Annotated in this window: 13 protein-coding genes; 8 read left to right on the top strand and 5 right to left on the bottom strand. The window is 70.8% G+C overall.

What is annotated here, in order from left to right:
* Window positions 1–12 precede the first annotated feature (12 nt).
* Window positions 13–3,105, top strand: a complete 3,093-nt coding sequence (locus tag ACWEQQ_RS10305; protein ID WP_452347989.1) for an FAD-dependent oxidoreductase — start codon at window positions 13–15, stop codon at window positions 3,103–3,105.
* A 45-nt stretch (window positions 3,106–3,150) separates the two neighbouring features.
* On the opposite strand, the gene ACWEQQ_RS10300 is transcribed toward ACWEQQ_RS10305, so the two are convergent.
* Complete coding sequence (locus tag ACWEQQ_RS10300) at window positions 3,151–4,446, bottom strand: FHA domain-containing protein (RefSeq protein ID WP_452347988.1); 1,296 nt, start codon at window positions 4,444–4,446, stop codon at window positions 3,151–3,153.
* Between the two features lie 206 nt (window positions 4,447–4,652).
* Between ACWEQQ_RS10300 and ACWEQQ_RS10295 the strand changes: the two genes are divergently transcribed.
* Window positions 4,653–5,066 (top strand): hypothetical protein, encoded by a 414-nt coding sequence (locus ACWEQQ_RS10295; RefSeq protein WP_452338563.1) that lies wholly within the window; start codon window positions 4,653–4,655, stop codon window positions 5,064–5,066.
* Window positions 5,067–5,134: 68 nt separating this feature from the next.
* On the opposite strand, the gene ACWEQQ_RS10290 is transcribed toward ACWEQQ_RS10295, so the two are convergent.
* Both ACWEQQ_RS10290 and ACWEQQ_RS10285 read right to left on the bottom strand, forming a co-directional pair.
* On the bottom strand, window positions 5,135–6,673 hold the full coding sequence (locus ACWEQQ_RS10290; protein WP_452338564.1) for a glycerol-3-phosphate dehydrogenase/oxidase: 1,539 nt from the start codon (window positions 6,671–6,673) through the stop codon (window positions 5,135–5,137).
* A 48-nt stretch (window positions 6,674–6,721) separates the two neighbouring features.
* On the bottom strand, window positions 6,722–7,324 hold the full coding sequence (locus tag ACWEQQ_RS10285) for a TetR/AcrR family transcriptional regulator (RefSeq protein WP_452338565.1): 603 nt from the start codon (window positions 7,322–7,324) through the stop codon (window positions 6,722–6,724).
* A gap of 131 nt (window positions 7,325–7,455) precedes the next feature.
* On the opposite strand from ACWEQQ_RS10285, the gene ACWEQQ_RS10280 reads away from it, so the two are divergent.
* Together ACWEQQ_RS10280 and ACWEQQ_RS10275 are read left to right on the top strand one after the other, a co-directional pair.
* Window positions 7,456–9,033 (top strand): FAD-binding oxidoreductase, encoded by a 1,578-nt coding sequence (locus ACWEQQ_RS10280; RefSeq protein WP_452338769.1) that lies wholly within the window; start codon window positions 7,456–7,458, stop codon window positions 9,031–9,033.
* The gene (locus ACWEQQ_RS10275) at window positions 9,030–9,956 is read left to right on the top strand and encodes a diacylglycerol/lipid kinase family protein (protein ID WP_452347987.1); all 927 of its coding nucleotides are present in this window, start codon (window positions 9,030–9,032) and stop codon (window positions 9,954–9,956) included. Before ACWEQQ_RS10280 ends, ACWEQQ_RS10275 begins: the two co-directional genes overlap by 4 nt.
* Before the next feature lie 114 nt (window positions 9,957–10,070).
* On the opposite strand, the gene ACWEQQ_RS10270 is transcribed toward ACWEQQ_RS10275, so the two are convergent.
* Window positions 10,071–10,439: a hypothetical protein gene (locus tag ACWEQQ_RS10270; RefSeq protein ID WP_452338567.1), complete on the bottom strand. Its 369-nt coding sequence runs from the start codon at window positions 10,437–10,439 to the stop codon at window positions 10,071–10,073.
* A 213-nt stretch (window positions 10,440–10,652) separates the two neighbouring features.
* Entirely contained in the window at window positions 10,653–11,288 is a 636-nt protein-coding gene (locus tag ACWEQQ_RS10265; RefSeq protein WP_452338568.1) for a class I SAM-dependent methyltransferase, read from the bottom strand.
* A 324-nt stretch (window positions 11,289–11,612) separates the two neighbouring features.
* On the opposite strand from ACWEQQ_RS10265, the gene ACWEQQ_RS10260 reads away from it, so the two are divergent.
* The 4 genes from ACWEQQ_RS10260 (at window position 11,613) to ndk (ending at window position 16,737) form a co-directional block, all read left to right on the top strand.
* Window positions 11,613–14,312 (top strand): valine--tRNA ligase, encoded by a 2,700-nt coding sequence (locus ACWEQQ_RS10260; protein WP_452338569.1) that lies wholly within the window; start codon window positions 11,613–11,615, stop codon window positions 14,310–14,312.
* A complete protein-coding gene (gene folC / locus ACWEQQ_RS10255; protein WP_452338570.1) occupies window positions 14,309–15,757 on the top strand; it encodes a bifunctional tetrahydrofolate synthase/dihydrofolate synthase in 1,449 nt (482 codons plus the stop codon). The genes ACWEQQ_RS10260 and folC overlap by 4 nt, the downstream gene beginning before the upstream one ends.
* The gene (locus ACWEQQ_RS10250; RefSeq protein ID WP_452347986.1) at window positions 15,754–16,161 is read left to right on the top strand and encodes a DUF4233 domain-containing protein; all 408 of its coding nucleotides are present in this window, start codon (window positions 15,754–15,756) and stop codon (window positions 16,159–16,161) included. The genes folC and ACWEQQ_RS10250 overlap by 4 nt, the downstream gene beginning before the upstream one ends.
* Window positions 16,162–16,320: 159 nt before the next feature.
* Window positions 16,321–16,737 (top strand): nucleoside-diphosphate kinase, encoded by a 417-nt coding sequence (ndk, locus tag ACWEQQ_RS10245; protein ID WP_354834836.1) that lies wholly within the window; start codon window positions 16,321–16,323, stop codon window positions 16,735–16,737.
* Window positions 16,738–16,798: the final 61 nt, after the last annotated feature.

Raw genomic sequence — 16,798 nt, 5'->3', positions numbered from 1 at the left:
AGGGGCGGGAACATGGCGGGGCGGCCGGTCATCGAGATCCGGGAATGGGGACGGCCCGCGCGGCGGCGGCTGCTGGACGGGCCCATCGTCTTCGGGCGCGACGGTAGTCACGAGGTGTTGGCCGACGGCGGGGTCTCGCGGCAGCACCTGCGGCTGGTGCCCACCCCGACGGCCCTGTCCGTGGTCGACCTGGGCAGCCGCAACGGCACCACCGTCAATGGCGTGGCCCTGACCGGCCGGCGGGAACTCGTCACCGGTGACGTGGTGCGCCTGGGCCGCAGCGAGATCCTGGTGCTGCACACCCCGACCGGCGAACCGGACGAGCACGGCCCCGCCGAGACCGTGCTCGGGCCGTCCGGCGCGATACCCCGCCCGCCCGGCGGCGAGCCGACGCCCGCGCGCTGGGTGGCCCTCGCCAACCGGATCCTCGGCCTCGACCCGACCGGTGAGCGAAACCTGTTCCCCGCCTTCACCGAACTGCCGAGCCGGATACCGCTGCCGGTCTGGCAGGCGGCGCGCTTCCTGAGCATCACCGCCTACCTGGCGCTCATCGTCACGCTGTTCGTGCGGCCCGCGGGTGGCCTGTTCGTCTTCTTCGGGATCGTCGTCCCGCTGCTGCCCGGACTGTTCCTCATCGCACCGGGCCTGTGGCGCAACACCTGTCCGCTGGCCGCCACCAATCAGCTGCCGCGGCTGTTCCGCTTCACCCGCGCGCTCACGCCGCCGGCCTGGCTGCAGCAGCGCGGCTATCTGATCGCCGTCGCGCTGTTCTTCGGCATCGCCGGATCGCGCCTAGCGGGCCTGGACCGCAGCGGCGTCGCCACGGGTCTCGTGCTGTCCGCGGTCCTGCTGGCGGCGTTCACCGGAGGTGTCGTGTTCAAGGGCAAGAGCGGCTGGTGCAGCAGCATCTGCCCGCTGTTCCCGCTGCAGCGCGCCTACGGGCAGACGCCGTTCGTCACCATCGCCAACAATCACTGCCGCCCGTGTGTGGGCTGCGCCAAGAACTGCTTCGACTTCAAGCCGCGCGCCGCCTACCAGGCCGATATGGCCGATCCGGACCCCGGCTGGAGCGCGCCCCGCAAGCTGTTCGCCGCCGCGCTGCCCGGATTCGTGCTCGGGTTCATGGTGCTGGCCGGATATCCGGGAGTGCCGGTGCCGCAACGGTATCTGACGCTGGGCCTGGTTCTGCTGGTCGCGGTGGGCGTCTACTTCGCCGTCGAGGCGCTGACCGGGGTGGGCCCGGCCATGCTGTCGGCGGTGTACGCGGTGGTGGCCCTCAACGGCTTCTACTGGTTCGCGGGACCGGTGCTGCTCGGCTCGTTCACCACCATCACCGGGGTCGGCGGCGTGGCCTGGTTGCGCTGGCCGATCAGCTTTTTCGTCCTGGCCGCGACCCTGCTGTTCCTGGCCCGCACCCGGGTCAGCGAACTCCAGTACGCGCTCAGCACCGGCGCCCGCACCGAACCCGTCCTGCTGCCCTTCCCGCGGCCGCGCATCGACGACGACAATGCCACCGCCCCAGCGGCTTCGGTGGACTTCGACGGCCGGACCGTGGCCGCCGAACTCGGCGTGAGCCTGCTCGATCTCGCCGAGCAGGCGAACCTGCCCCTGGAGTCGGGCTGCCGCATGGGCGTCTGCGGCGCCGACCCGGTCGCGATCCTCGAGGGTGGCGAGCAGCTGTGCGATCCGACCGCCGACGAGCGAAACACTCTGCGGCGGTTGGGATTCGCCGACAACACCCGCATGGCCTGCGGCGCCCGCGTGAACGGCGGCGGCGTCCGGGTCTCGCTCACCCCCGAACCGGGGCACGGCACCGGCGACCGCCCCGCCCACTTCGATCGCTCCCTGATGAGCCTGGTCGTCATCGGCACCGGCATCGCGGGCGTCACCGCCGCCGACTTCCTGCGCCGCGGCCACCCCGACTGCGAAATCCACCTGGTCGGCCGGGAATCCCACGACTTCTACAACCGCATGGGCATCTCGCGCCTCATCCCCGGTCGGTCCGCCATGCAGGGCCTGCACCTGCTGCCCGAACAGTGGTACGAGGACCACCGCATCACGCCGTGGCTCAATACCCTTGCCACACACCTGGATCCACGGTCGCAGCGGGTCCACCTCGGCACTGGCGACGTCCTGCCCTACGACCGGCTCATCCTCGCGACGGGTGCGTCCGCCGCGCTGCCCGAGATCGCCGGACTGCACCGGCCCGGCAGCTTCGTGCTCCGCGAGGCGGGGGACGCCATGACCATTCGCGCCTACGCCCAGCAGCGGTCCTGCGTCCGCGCCGTGGTCGCCGGCGGTGGTCTGCTCGGTCTCGAGGCCGCATATGCCCTGCACCAGTTGGGATTACGTGTCACCGTGCTGGAACGCGGGCCGCGGCTGCTCGGCAAGCAGCTCGATCCGCGGGCGTCGGCCATCGTGCTGGACCACATCACCCGGGCCGGGATCGAGGTCCGGCACCGGGCCGAGACCGCCGCGCTGACCGCCGATTCCGGGGCGGTCGCACCCGGCGGGCAGCGCGGGCCCGGCCGCGACTCCGATCCGGTCCGGTCCGTGGTCCTGAAGGACGGGACGGTGCTGCCGTGCGAGGTATTCCTCACCGCCACCGGCATCCGCCCCAATACCGACCTGGCCGCCCGCGCCGGAATCCCGGTCCGGCGCGGCATTCTCGTGGACGACCGCATGCGCACCGCCGTGCCGCACGTGTACGCGGCCGGAGACGTGGCCGAACATCGCGACCGCGTACTCGGCCTGTGGCCCATCGCCGCCGAACAGGCGCAGGCCGCGGCGGTGAACGCGCTCGGCGGCGATCAGGTGCTGACGGCGGAGACGCCCGCCACCATCCTCAAGGGAGTCGGCCTGGAGCTGTTCAGCATCGGGCAGGTCGAGCCGGGACAGCGCGACGAGGTGATCGTGGTGGACGAATCACCCCGGCCGTCCTATCGGCGGCTGGTCATTTCCGGCGACCGTGCGGTCGGGGCGATCGTGCTCGGCCATCACCCCACCGATGTGGCCGCCGCGCAGCAGGCCGTCCGCGCCCGGAAGGCGATACCCGGGGCGGCTCGGAATGCCCTGCAGCGAGGGGACTGGTCCGCATTGCAGTAGCGCGGGATGTCGGCTGCGCGGTGGCCACCTGGTCGGCACTGCGACCTACTGGGCGGCCTGCGCCGTGCGATAGGTCAGAACCCGCTCACCGATACGCAGACTCCACCCCGCCTTCAACTCCGTCGGCCGCTGCCCCACCCGAACCCAGTCCGCCGCACCGGGAGCGGCCACGAAGGTCCCGCCGGGCGTCCCCGCGTCCCGCACGTACACCAGGCCGTTCTCGACGAACACCCGCGCGTGCACCCGCGACACGTGCCGATCCCGCGCGATCACGATGGGCGAGGCCACCGCCCGCCGCACCGCCTCGTCGATCATCGGATCCCGCCCGATCACATACGGCCGATCCAGCGGATACACCGCGCCCTCGGTGCTGGTGAGCGCCCCACCTGCCGCGGCCATGGCGGAGGTCGCGGGCGGCTGCGGCCCGGCGGTGGCGCGGGTTCCGGGCTCGGCGATGTCTTCGGCGCCCGGGCTGTACGCAGCGGTCGGCGGTTGATCCTCCGGGGCGGGGCGATCCTTTCGCCCGGCCGGACGGCCGGAATCGGGTCCGGAGTCGGCCTGCGCCTCGATCCGCACCCGCTTGTCGAGCGCCGGCGCAGGTTGGTCCGGACCAGAGTCACCCGCGAGCCGTGAGCCCGGAGCAGGAGTCGTGGCGGCATTGCGGGGATTCACGGGTTCGGCGGCGGGCTCCGGCGGATTCGGGGAAACCTGCTGTCCGGCAGCAGATTCCGCGCTCGGGGCCGGAACGGGTCCTGAGAAACGCGGATGGGAGGGCGTCGGGGTCGGGGCCCGGCGGGTGAGGTCGGCGACCGGAGGGGACTCCGGCGCGGCTTTCGGCGGGGTCTCACTGGCGCGCGGGGCCGTCAGTCCCGAGACCGGGGCGTGCAGGACGAAACCGCCGCCCGCCACGACTCCGGCCCGCAGATCGGTGTGCGGCAGTTCGCTGCCCGCGTCGTCGGCGACCACGGTGAGCCGCCGGATCGGATCGCGCACGATTTCGTCGGCCCAGGTCAGGGCGCGTTCCCCGGACAGCAGGCGGGCGCCCTCGGGCCCGTCGACCGCTGCCGTCACCGCGCCGCGCAGCAGGATCAGGATCCCGCCCGCCGTCGGCGCGACCACCCCGAAGGCCGGCGGCTGTGCGGAACTGCTGGTGAACACGGTCGCCGCCAGCCGCTGCGCGATCGCCACACCGGGATCCGCGGCGCTCGCCGCGGTCTCCGCCGCGCCGATTATCCGTTCCGTGGACGGACTTTCACCGTGCAAGAAGATGACCACATTCCCGAACCGGGCGACCAGTCCTGCCCCCGGTACCAACCCGACCGTCGTCGGAATCCGACCCATCCGCGCCTCCCTCTCCCGGCGCCCACAACATCGCAGCCAAGCATAGGACCGTTCCGCGGCCCGGGCATATGACCGATCCGTCGGGGCGCCCGGCGACACGTGTCCACCGGTTTGCGGGAATGCCGCCCATGGCCGGGATCCGGGCACGAGGATCGAGGCATCGTGCCGGTGCATACGGCTCCGGCGTCACCGATGAGGACCGAACCATGAGAGGCACGATCATCACGACCACCACCACCGCCGCCGCGATCGGCTGTGCCGCGCTCGCGACCATCGCCGGATTGGCCGCGCCCGCCGGCGCGACCGCGACCCGGGTCGGCATCGACCCGGGCATCAGCTTCGGCTCGGCCACCAACTACGGCACTGGCTGCAGCTACGCCATCGACGGCATTGTCGACGACCCGGTCACCCCGGTCGTCTTCTACGACAACGGGGTTCCCTTCGCCTACGCCACTCCCTCCGGCTCGCTGGCCCAGACCCGGTGGACGCCCGTCACCGCCGGACCGCACCGCCTGCAGGTCTGGCAGCACCGCCCCGACTGGCAGGACGTCTTGCCGTACGTCGACATCCAGGTCGGCAACGGCGTGCCGACCGGCTCCGGCTGCGGCGTCGCCAACTAGGCACGGCGCCGAACGGTCAATTCTCTCGGCGGTGGGCTGACAGATCTCTCGGCGGTGGGCGCCCGGCCCTACTCGAAAGCGGCCTGCGCGGCCGGTTCCGCGGCCTTGCGATCCTCGGCGACCAGGCCGATCCGGGTGCGGCGGTCGAGCAGGTCGCAGACGTCCAGCGCGCCCTCGGCCGCCACCGCGAAGGCGAATTCGGCTGCCGTGACGTCCATGCCGGGCGCCACCTCGGCCGCCAGGGCCGGATCCTGTTCCGCGAGCGCGAGCACCTCGGCGGCCTCGCTGCCGTAGCGCTCGACCAGGCGCGGCGGGGCCTGGATGGCATCGCGGGCCGCGCCGGACACCGCGCCCACCAGGGGCAGGCTGCGGGTGCGGCACGGTGCGGCGGCCAGGTGCGCGTGCGCCACCGCGGCATCCACCGCGTCCTCGGCCATCTTCCGGTAGGTCGTGAGCTTGCCGCCCACCACGGTGATGACGCCGGTGGGGGAGGTGAGCACGGCGTGCTCGCGCGAGATGTCGGCGGTGCTGTCGTCGCCGGTGCGCAGCAGCGGCCGCAGGCCTGCGAAGCTGCCGCGAATATCGCTGCGGCGCAACGGCTCCCGCAGCACGGTATTCACGGTGTCGAGCAGGAAGTCGATCTCGCCGTCGGTGGCGTGCGGGACGTCCGGCACCGGGCCGGGCGCCTCCTCGTCGGTGAGACCCAGATAGACCCGGTTGTGCGCGGCCGGGAACGCGAAGATGAAACGACTGGTGCTGCCCGGAATCGGCACGGTCAGCGAGGCGGTGAGGCCGCCGAACGCGGCGGCGTCGAACACCAGGTGCGTGCCGCGCGAGGGCCGCAGTTCGATGCTCGGATCCACCTGATCGGCCCACACGCCGGTGGCGTTCACGACCGAACGCGCTGTCACGTCCAGGGTTTCGCCGGTGAGTGTGTCGGTCAGCGTGGCCTTCCCACCGGTGACATTCATGGCCTCGACCCGGGTCAGTACCGTCGCGCCCTCCCGGGCCGCCGTGCGGGCGATGGCCACCACCAGCCGCGCATCGTCCACCAGCTGCCCGTCCCAGGCCAGCAGCCCGCCTCGCAGCCCGGCCCGGCGCACCGTCGGGGCCAGCCGCAGCGCCTCGGCCGCCGCCACCCGCCGCGACCGCGGCAGCACCGATGCCGGCGTCCCCGCCGCCCGGCGCAGTACGTCCCCGGCCAGGAAGCCGGTCCGCACCAGCAGCTTCTGCGCCGCACCGATATTCGGCAGCAGCGGCACCACCTGCGGCAGCGCCCGGGTCAGATGCGGCGCGGTGCGGGTGAGCAGGATGTCGCGCTCGACCGCGCTCTCGTGCGCGATCCCGACCCCGCCGCTGGCCAGATACCGCAGCCCGCCGTGCACCAGCTTGGAACTCCAGCGGCTGGTGCCGAACGCGAAGTCGTGCTTCTCCACCAGTACCGTCCGCAACCCACGGGCGGCGGCATCCAGCGCCACACCCACACCGGTGATGCCGCCACCGATCACCAGCACATCGATCGCCGCGTCGTCACCGAGTGCCGACAGCTCTCGCCGCCGCCGCGCCGCGTTGAGCGACGAGTCGGGGCGAGCCGTATTCGAAGTCATGGGAAGGCCTTTCGGTCAGTGCCGCTGTCGGTTGTCGAGAATGTGGAGCTACCGGGTCCCCGGTGAGGTGCCGGTGGGGGTCAGGTAGCCGTGCAGGGCGTAGGCGAGTTCGGTATCGAGGTGGTCGCCATCCAGAACCGGGGCGAAGGCGGTCGCCGACTGGACCGCGGACTGGGCCATCAGCAGCAGCATGGCGGCCAGCTGCCGGGGATCCCCGGCGCGAATCGAGTTGTCGGCCTGACCTTCTCGGATGGCGTCGGCGAACAGGTCGATGAGGGCGCGCTGATTGCGGCCCAGCCGCTCGAACACGTAGGTCAGCATGATGTCGGTGTCGGCGCGGAAGATCTTGGCGAACAGGGGATTCCGGCGCATCACCGCGCCGCCGCCGACAATGGCCCCGACCAGCCGCTCGCGCGCGCTGCCCGTGCTGGGCGCGGTGTCGGTGATGATCTCGCGCAGTTCCCGCACCAGCAGGTCCGCCACCAGGGACCCGGTATCGGGCCAGCGGCGGTACACCGTCGGCCGGCTGACGCCCGCGCGGCGGGCCACCTCGGTCAGGGTGGTGCGCCGGACGCCGAATTCGGCCACGCAGGCGCGTGCCGCGTCGAGGATGGCCCGATCGACGGCGGAGGATGGTTCGGTCGAACTCATGGTTGCCACCACCGGAGAGTAGTCGTTGTCGTTACTGCTTGACATTCTATGTCAGACTGTAACGCATGGTCGACACACAAGCAGCTACCGCGTCCACGGAAAACCCGGGCGAGCCGCAGGTTCGCGCGAGTATGGTGTGGGACGCCTGGGGCTCCCCGTCCGGACACAAACCGCTGTCCGACCAGATTCGGGGACTGCTCGCACAGGTTTTCGGGGTGTCCGGTGAGCCGGTGACCCGTCGCGATGAGGGCGACGTGCCGCTGCGCGCTTCGGCGCTCACGCCGGAACAGCACGCCGGGCTCGTCGCGGTGGTCGGAGCCGAGCACCTGTCGATCGACCATCGCGACCGCCTGCTGCGCGCCGGCGGCAAATCCACGCCCGACCTGTTGCGCCGCCGCGCCGACGGTGAGCAGGACGCGCCCGACGCCGTCGTCTTCCCCGCCGATCACGATCAGGTCCTCGCGCTGCTGAAGTACTGCTCCGCCAAGGGCATCGCGGTCGTGCCCTTCGGTGGCGGCACCAGCGTGGTCGGCGGCCTGGATCCCGCGCGCGGCCGCTTCCCGGCCGTCGTCGCCCTCGATCTGCGCCGCCTCGACACCCTCACCGACGTCGATCCGGTCAGCGGCACCGCCACCCTGGGCGCGGGCCTGTCCGGCCCGCAGGCAGAGGAACTGCTTGCCCGCCAAGGTCTTTCGCTCGGCCACTTTCCGCAGAGCTTCGAATACGCCACCATCGGCGGCTTCGCGGCCACCCGCTCCTCGGGCCAGGCCTCGGCCGGCTACGGCCGCTTCGACGACATGATCCAGCGGCTCCGGATCGCCACGCCCGCAGGCGATCTCGACCTCGGCCGGGCGCCCGCCTCGGCCGCCGGACCCGACCTGCGCGAACTGTTCTCCGGTTCGGAGGGCACCCTCGGCATCATCACCGGCGTCACCCTGCGCGTGCACCCGGTCCCGGAAACCACCGGCTACCATGCCTGGTCGTTCCCCGACTTCGCCACCGGCGCCAATGCGCTGCGCACCGTCATCCAGGCCGGCGCCGCCCCCACCGTCATGCGCCTGTCCGACGAGGCCGAGACCGGCCTGAACCTGGCCCGCGCCGGGGACATCGGCGGCGCGCCCGTCGGCGGCTGCCTCGCGGTCACCACCTTCGAGGGCACCGCCGCGCACGTGGCCGCCCGCAGTGCCGAGGCCGCCGCCCTGCTGGCCGCCGCCGGCGGCACCGCGCTCGGCGAAACCCCCGCCCGGGAATGGGAACACGGCCGCTTCGCCGCCCCCTACCTGCGTGATGCGCTGCTGGACGTGGGCGTGCTCTGCGAGACCCTCGAAACCGCCACCAGCTGGGCCGATCTCGCCAACCTCAAGGCGAAGGTGACTGCGGCGCTGACCGATTCGCTCACCGCCCAGGGCACCCCCGCGCTGGTCATGTGCCACATCTCGCACACCTACCCGACCGGCGCGTCGCTGTACTTCACCGTCGTCGGCAAGCAGGCCGCGGACCCGATCGCGCAGTGGGCCGTCGCCAAGCGGGCCGCGGGCGACGCCATCGTGGCCGCGGGCGGCACCATCACCCACCATCACGCGGTGGGCGCCGACCATCGGCCGTGGATGACCGACGAGATCGGCGATCTGGGTGTGCAGGTGCTGCGTGCGGTGAAGAATGCCGTCGACCCCGCCGGAATCCTCAACCCTGGGAAGCTGATTCCGTGACAACGATCCGCTCCATCGCCCTGGTGACCAACCCGCTGTCCGGTCACGGCAAGGGCGCGCTGGTCGCCGTGGAGGCGGCGAACCGCTTCGCCGCCCGCGGTGTCCAGGTCACCGAGATCCGCGGTGAGTCGGCCGCCGAGAGCGAACGGCTGGTGCGCAAGGCGCTGGCCGACCCGGACGCCCGCCCCGACGCCGTGGTGGCGGCGGGCGGTGACGGACTGGTCGGCGTGGTGCTGCAGGCCCTGGTCGGCACCGGCGTCCCCCTCGGCCTGATCCCCGGCGGCACCGGCAACGACCTCGCCCGCGAACTCGGCGTCCCCGACGACACCGACGCCGCGGTGGCCGCGGTCGTGGGCGGCCGGACCCGCGCCATCGATCTCGGCACCGTGGAAACCGAGGAGTCGGGCCGCGCCCTCTGGTTCGCCACCGTCACCGGCACCGGCCTCGACGCGCGAGTCACCCTGCGCGCCAACGCTCTCCGCTGGCCCAGCGGCCCGATGCGCTACACCGTCGCCGCCCTGCTCGAACTCGCGGGCAAGCTGGCCGTGCCCTACCGCATCGAACTGACCGGCTCACCCGACCATCCGGACGGCACCGTCCTGGAACTGGACGCGGTCATGGTCGCCGTCGGCAATACCCGCACCTACGGCGGCGGCATGCTCATCTGCCCCGACGCGCTCATCGACGACGGCCTGCTGGACCTGACCGTGGTCGGGGCCATGTCCCGGCTGGAGATGCTGCGCCTGCTCCCGACCCTGTCCTCCGGCAAGCGCATCGACCATCCCGCCGCGGTCCAGTACCAGGCCCGGGAGATCCGCCTGACCGCTCCCGGCGCGCCCGCCACCGCCGACGGCGACCCGGCCGGACTGCTCCCCGCGCACTTCCGCGCCGCCCGGGGCGCCCTGGACGTGCTGGTCCCCTGACCCCTGTCGTACCGCCCGACCGCGTCCGGTCGTCCGGCAAAAGCAGTGCGCCCCATGCCTTTCGGCATGGGGCGCATCTGTCATATCGGGTCGGAGGAAGGTGGGCTGGAATTCTCACCAGACCTGAAAGACGCCCAAACCCTTCGGGCTCAGCACCACATCCACCGAGCCGCCGGGATGCGCCGCGGCCTCACCGACGATCGCGGGCATATCCGCGAAGACGGCATGGCCGTTCTCGAGGAGAGTCGAATCGGGTTGCAGCCCCACGATAACGGCATCATGCGGCGCATACCGGTCGACCAGCGCCGGAATCGGGCTCTCGGCCAGGGCCTGCGTCTCACCGTGATCGAGCTCCACCCCCGCCGCGCCTATCTGCGGAATCACGAACGGGGTTGCGGCGGAAGCGGTTCCGGCCCAGGCAGATCCGGCCAGACCGAGCCCCGCGCAGGCGGCCGCGGCAAGAGCAAAGGTTCGAACACGCATGATGACTCGCTTTCCAGCGGCGGGAGAGATGTCCTGCGGAGCTGTATCGATTACTGCGGTGAACTGTGGCGACTGGATCCAGCCGGGTAGCCAGAACACATCACCGCAGGTCACCATGGCAAGGCTCGAGTGATTTATGTCACTCTGACAGGTAAAAGTGATTCAGCTCACATGCTCTGACCGGGCAAATGCGACAGGCGGTCGGAGCGCCGGCTAGGACGGGCGTGCGATGAGCAAGTTTCCAGAAATCGGCTTCCGCGGCAGGAGCTGGTGAGCAACCGTCAGCCCGGCCCGCTCCAGCGCATCCTTCACCGCGGCGACCGGGCGGAGGGTGAATCCGTATGGGGCGAAAGGCATTTTCGCCATGGCGTCCGGGTCGCCGATGCCGATCACCAAGCGGCCCTGGGGTGCGAGGACCCGTGCCAGCTCGGTGCAGGCGCGATCCAGGTCCGGCACGAAATAGATAGTGTTGCAGGTGATCACGGCATCCAGGGCGGCGTCCGGGAACGGGAGCTCGGTGAGGGAGCCCTCGGCCAGGCGCAGGCGGTCGGACGAGACGTCGGCCGCGAACTCCGATCGCGCCCGCGCCAGCATGTCGGGGGAGAGCTCGACACCGGTCACCGTGCCGGACCCGATCCGGTCCAATAGCAGGGTCAGCCCGATGCCCCCGCCGAATCCGATATCGGCGGCCGCGTCACCGGCGGCCACCTCGGTCGCCGCCACCGCGGCCTCGATCATCGGCCGGTTACCGCGATTGAGGAGGCGCGCCACGCCCTTGCCCAGCACTCCGTGCGGATTTCCCAGCTGCCCGGCGACCGTCGACATCACCCGCGAGACAATCGGATTCATGCTCGACAGGTTACCCGCCGGTCGCTCCGCCGGGACCTCGCAATGCGCTTGTCACGACGCGAAAACAATGCGGCGGACGCAACGTTGATGCAACGAAATCTGGTCTACCCTGGCCCATTTGGGTCAGAACCTGAGAATTGCCTTTGGATCCGGGAGTGGGGCCCGAAACGGCGGTAGGCTGACCATCGAGGGCGAGGCTTCCGGTGTCCCTCATCCGTCGGAAGCCTCGCCCTTCGGCTATCCATCCGGGCTCGCTCCGCCGGTAAATCGGGCCTAGGAAAAACCCGGTCGTTCGGCGATAATCCCAGCCCTTAGAATCGACCGGTGACCAGCGCAGCCTCTGAGAACCCGCGTAATCGTGCCGATGCCCTCCCCAAGAGCTGGAACCCCAGCGATGTCGAGGCCGACCTGTACGAGCGCTGGGTAGCCGCCGGTTACTTCGCCGCCGACCCGGGCAGCGCCAAGCCCGCCTACTCGATCGTGCTGCCCCCGCCGAACGTCACCGGCACCCTGCACATGGGCCACGCCCTCGACCACACCCTCATGGACCTGCTCACCCGCCGCAAGCGCATGCAGGGCTTCGAGGTGCTGTGGCTGCCCGGCATGGACCACGCGGGTATCGCCACCCAGACCGTGGTGGAGAAGCAGCTCGCCGTCGATGGCAAGACCAAGGAGGACTTCGGCCGCGAGCTGTTCGTCGACAAGGTCTGGGACTGGAAGCGCGAGTCCGGGGGCCAGATCCAGGGTCAGATGCGCCGCCTCGGCGACGGTGTGGACTGGAGCCGCGACCGCTTCACCATGGACGACGGGCTCTCCCGGGCCGTGCAGACCATCTTCAAGCGCCTCTACGACGCGGGCCTCATCTACCGCGCCGAGCGCCTGGTGAACTGGTCACCGGTGCTGCAGACCGGCATCTCCGACCTCGAGGTGGACCACAAGGAGGTCGAGGGCGAACTCGTCTCGCTGCGCTACGGCTCGCTGAACGACGATGAGCCGCACGTGATCGTGGCCACCACCCGGGTGGAGACGATGCTGGGTGACACGGCCGTCGCGGTGCATCCCGACGACGAGCGGTACCAGGCCCTCATCGGCACCACGGTCTACCACCCGATCACCGGCCGCCAGATCCCGATCGTCGCCGACGACTACGTCGACCCCGAATTCGGTTCCGGCGCGGTCAAGATCACCCCGGCGCACGATCCCAACGACTTCGAGCTCGGCCTGCGCCACAACCTGCCCATGCCCACCATCATGGACAAGACCGGCAAGATCGCCGACAGCGGAACCGAATTCGACGGGATGGACCGCTTCGAGGCCCGGCTCAAGATCCGCGAGCGGCTCGAGGCCGAGGGCCGGGTGGTCGGGCGCAAGTATCCCTACATCCACCAGGTCGGCCACTCCGAGCGCTCCGGCGAACCCATCGAACCCCGCCTGTCCATGCAGTGGTGGGTGAAGGTCGAGGGCATCGCCAAGGCCGCCGGTGACGCGGTCCGCAACGGCGACGTCAAGATCCACCCCGCCAGCCAGGAACCGCGCTGGTTCGAGTGGGTCGACAACATGCACGACTGGAACATCTCGCGCCAGCTGTGGTGGGGGCACCGCATCCCGATCTGGTACGGCCCCGAGGGCGAGATCGTCTGCGTCGGACCCGACGAACAGGCCCCCGAGGGCTACGTCCAGGACCCGGACGTGCTCGACACCTGGTTCTCCTCGGGCCTGTGGCCCTTCTCCACCATGGGCTGGCCGGACGCGACGCCCGAGCTGAGCACGTTCTATCCGACCAGCGTGCTGGTCACCGGCTACGACATCCTCTTCTTCTGGGTCGCCCGGATGATGATGTTCGGCATGTTCGTCTCCGACGACCCGGTGCTCACCGTCGGCAAGGACCCGAACCAGAAGCAGGTCCCGTTCCAGGACGTGTTCCTGCACGGCCTGATTCGCGACGAGTTCGGTAAGAAGATGTCCAAATCGCGCGGCAACGGCATCGACCCGCTGGACTGGATCAACGAATACGGCGCCGACGCCACCCGATTCACCCTCGCCCGCGGCGCGCAGCCCGGCGGCGACCTCTCGGTCGGCACCCCGCACGTGACGGCCTCGCGCAGCTTCATCACCAAGCTGTTCAACGCCACCAAGTTCGCGCTCATGAACGGCGCGCAGCCGGGCGAACTGCCCGCGCGCGCGAGCCTCACCGACACCGACCGCTGGATCCTGGACCGCCTCGACGAGGTCGTCACCGAAGTCGATGCGGCCCTGGACCGTTACGAGTTCAGCAAGGCCCTCGAGGGTCTGTACCACTTCGCGTGGGACGAATTCTGCAGCTGGTACCTGGAATTGGCGAAGGTGCAGTTCGCCGAGTCCGAGGAGCGCGCGGCGAGCACCCGCCTGGTGCTCGGCACCGTCCTGGACGCCGTGCTGCGCCTGCTGCATCCGGCCGTCCCGTTCGTCACCGAGACGCTGTGGCAGGCCCTCACCGACGGCGCCGAGGGCGAGTCCATCGTCATCTCCGCCTGGCCGGCCGTCTCCGGCGCCACCGCCGACGCGGTTGCGGCCCGCCGGGTTTCGGACACCCAGAAGCTGATCACCGAGATCCGCCGCTTCCGCTCCGACCAGGGCCTGGCCGACAGCCAGAAGGTGGCCGCCAAGCTCAACGGCATCGACACCGCCGACCTGCGCGCCCAGGAGGCCGGTATCGCCAACCTGGCCAAGCTCACCCCGGCCGGTGACGGCTTCGCCGCCACCGCCTCGCTCGAGGTGCGCCTGAGCACCGCCACGGTGACCGTCGAGATCGACACCTCCGGCACGGTCGACCTCGACGCCGAGCGCCGCCGCCTGGAGAAGGACCTCGCCGCCGCCCAGAAGGAACTGGCCGGCACCACCGGCAAGCTCGGCAACGAGGCGTTCCTGGCCAAGGCCCCCGAGGACGTGGTCGCGAAGATCAAGGCGCGCAAGGAGATCGCCGAGGGCGACGTCGAGCGGATCACCGCCCGCCTCGCCGAGATCGCCAAGCTGGCGGCCCAATGAACGACGAACCGGAACGTCAGTACGCCGAGGGCGCCCCGCTGAGCAGCGGCACCTCGCCGGTGGACCTGGCCGAGATGGCGCTGGTCGAGGCCGAACTCGACCAGCGCTGGCCGGAAACCAAGATCGAGCCGTCGCTCACCCGCATCGCGACGCTGATGGACCTGCTGGGCTCGCCCCAGCAGTCCTATCCGGCCATCCACGTCGCCGGGACCAACGGCAAGACCTCGGTCACCCGCATGATCGACTCGCTGCTCACCGCGCTGCACCGGCGCACCGGGCGCATCACCAGCCCGCACCTGCAGCTGGCCACCGAGCGCATCGCCATCGACAACGCGCCCATCACGCCCGGGCGTTATGTCGAGATCTACCGCGAACTGCTGCCGTACGTGGAGATGATCGACGCGCAGTCGAAAGCCGCAGGCGGCCCGGCCATGTCGAAGTTCGAGGTGCTCACCGGGATGGCCTACGCGGCCTTCGCCGAAGCGCCGGTGGACGTGGCCGTGGTGGAAACCGGGATGGGCGGTCGCTGGGACGCCACCAATGTGATCGACGGTGAGGTCGCCGTCATCACCCCGATCGGGTTGGACCACATCGACTATCTGGGCCCCGACCTCACCTCCATCGCGGGGGAGAAGGCGGGGATCATCAAGAAGGCCCCCGCCGACGACCTCGTCCCGCGCGACACCGTCGCCGTCATCGCCCAGCAGGAACCCGAGGCCATGGAGGTGCTGCTGCGCCGCGCGGTCGAGGTCGACGCGGCCGTCGCCCGCGAGGGCTCGGAGTTCCAGGTGCTGTCCCGTCGCGTCGCCATCGGCGGCCAGATGCTGGAGCTGCAAGGGCTCGGCGGCGTCTACGACGAGATCTTCCTGCCCATGCACGGCGAGCACCAGGCCCGCAACGCGGTGCTGGCGCTGGCCGCGGTCGAGGCGTTCTTCGGCGCGGGCGCGTCCCGGCAGCTCGACATCGACGCCGTACGAGCCGGATTCGCGGCCGCCGTCAGCCCCGGCCGGATGGAGCGCATGCGCAGCGCGCCCACTATCTTCATCGACGCCGCCCACAACCCGCACGGGGCCGCGGCCCTGGCGGCCACGCTGACCAGCGAATTCGACTTCCGCAAACTGGTCGGCGTGATCGCGGTGCTGGGCGACAAGGACGCGGGCGGCATCCTCGACGCCCTGGAACCGGTCTTCGACGAGATCGTCGTCACCGAGAACGGCTCCCCGCGCGCCCTGCCCGTCGACGACCTGGCCAACCTCGCGGTCCAGCGCTTCGGCGACGAACGCGTGGCCGTCGCCCACGACCTGGCCGACGCCATCGAGACCGCCATCGCCCTCGCCGAGGGCGGGGAGGACGGCGAACTGGTCTCCGGTGCGGGCATAGTCATCACCGGCTCGGTCGTCACCGCCGGGGCCGCCCGCAGCCTGTTCGGAAAGGATCCCGTATGACCTCCGACGCCACGCCCGACGTCCCGCCGCCCGCCACCGACCCGTGGAAGGGCCTGCGCGGCGTCATGGCCGGCACCCTGGTCCTCGAGGCCATCACCGTGCTGCTGGCGCTGCCGGTGATCGGCGCGGTCGGCGGCGGCCTGCGCTGGTGGTCCGTCCTCTACGTGGTCGGCCTGGCCGTGGTCATGTTCCTGGGCGCGGGCCTGCAGCGCCGGCCCTGGGCCATCCCGTTCAACCTGGCCCTGCAGGCGGCCATGCTGCTCGGCGGCTTCATCCACCTGTCGATCCTGGTGATCGGTGTGGTCTTCGTCGCCGTCTGGGTCTTCATCCTGTTCCTGCGCTCCGATGTGCAGAAGCGGATGAACGCGGGGACGCTGCCCAGTCAGCGCATGTCCGGCGCATGAGTTCTCGTTACCCCAGGCGACAACTGATTTCGTTGCGCCCGGGATAACTCGTCGGGTACGTCCAAAATTGCTTCGCATCCTGACCGCCGGCACGCGAATGTGGCCGGCGACGGCTCCCGGCCGTGCGCTGGCGTTTCGGGGAGGCGGTACTGTGTCGGCGTGACTGAGCAGACGTTGGTACTCATCAAGCCCGACGGCGTGGCCCGCGGCCTCGTCGGGGAGATCATCACCCGGATCGAGCGCAAGGGTCTGAAGATCGCGGCGCTGAAGCTCGTGAACGTCTCGCCCGAGCTGGCCGCCGTGCACTACGCCGAGCATGCCGAGCGCCCGTTCTTCGGATCGCTCATCGAATTCATCACCTCCGGCCCGGTGGTCGCGGCCGTGCTCGAGGGCCCGCGCGCCATCACCGCGTTCCGTCAGATCGCGGGCGGCACCGACCCGGTCGAGAAGGCCGTCCCCGGCAGCATCCGCGGCGACTACGCCCTCGAGACCCAGTACAACCTCGTGCACGGCTCCGACTCGCCCGAGTCCGCCAAGCGCGAGATCTCGCTCTGGTTCCCGGAATTCGCGCTCTGAACCCGTGCGGGGCACCGCTCCCCGCACACACTCGATAGGTCCGGGGGAGACCCGGAAGGCA

This window comes from Nocardia sp. NPDC004123 (assembly GCF_053603795.1).
This window is presented reverse-complemented; position numbering and strand designations above follow the sequence as displayed.

Excerpts from the sequence above, each read along its gene's own strand:
- folC (WP_452338570.1), top strand. The coding sequence starts at position 14,309 with ATGAACGACGAACCGGAACGTCAGTACGCCGAGGGCGCCCCGCTGAGC.
- ACWEQQ_RS10265 (WP_452338568.1), bottom strand. The coding sequence starts at position 11,288 with ATGAATCCGATTGTCTCGCGGGTGATGTCGACGGTCGCCGGGCAGCTG.
- ACWEQQ_RS10280 (WP_452338769.1), top strand. The coding sequence starts at position 7,456 with ATGGTGTGGGACGCCTGGGGCTCCCCGTCCGGACACAAACCGCTGTCC.
- ACWEQQ_RS10290 (WP_452338564.1), bottom strand. The coding sequence starts at position 6,673 with ATGACTTCGAATACGGCTCGCCCCGACTCGTCGCTCAACGCGGCGCGG.
- ACWEQQ_RS10295 (WP_452338563.1), top strand. The coding sequence starts at position 4,653 with ATGAGAGGCACGATCATCACGACCACCACCACCGCCGCCGCGATCGGC.
- ACWEQQ_RS10270 (WP_452338567.1), bottom strand. The coding sequence starts at position 10,439 with ATGCGTGTTCGAACCTTTGCTCTTGCCGCGGCCGCCTGCGCGGGGCTC.
- ACWEQQ_RS10285 (WP_452338565.1), bottom strand. The coding sequence starts at position 7,324 with ATGAGTTCGACCGAACCATCCTCCGCCGTCGATCGGGCCATCCTCGAC.
- ACWEQQ_RS10250 (WP_452347986.1), top strand. The coding sequence starts at position 15,754 with ATGACCTCCGACGCCACGCCCGACGTCCCGCCGCCCGCCACCGACCCG.
- ACWEQQ_RS10305 (WP_452347989.1), top strand. The coding sequence starts at position 13 with ATGGCGGGGCGGCCGGTCATCGAGATCCGGGAATGGGGACGGCCCGCG.
- ACWEQQ_RS10300 (WP_452347988.1), bottom strand. The coding sequence starts at position 4,446 with ATGGGTCGGATTCCGACGACGGTCGGGTTGGTACCGGGGGCAGGACTG.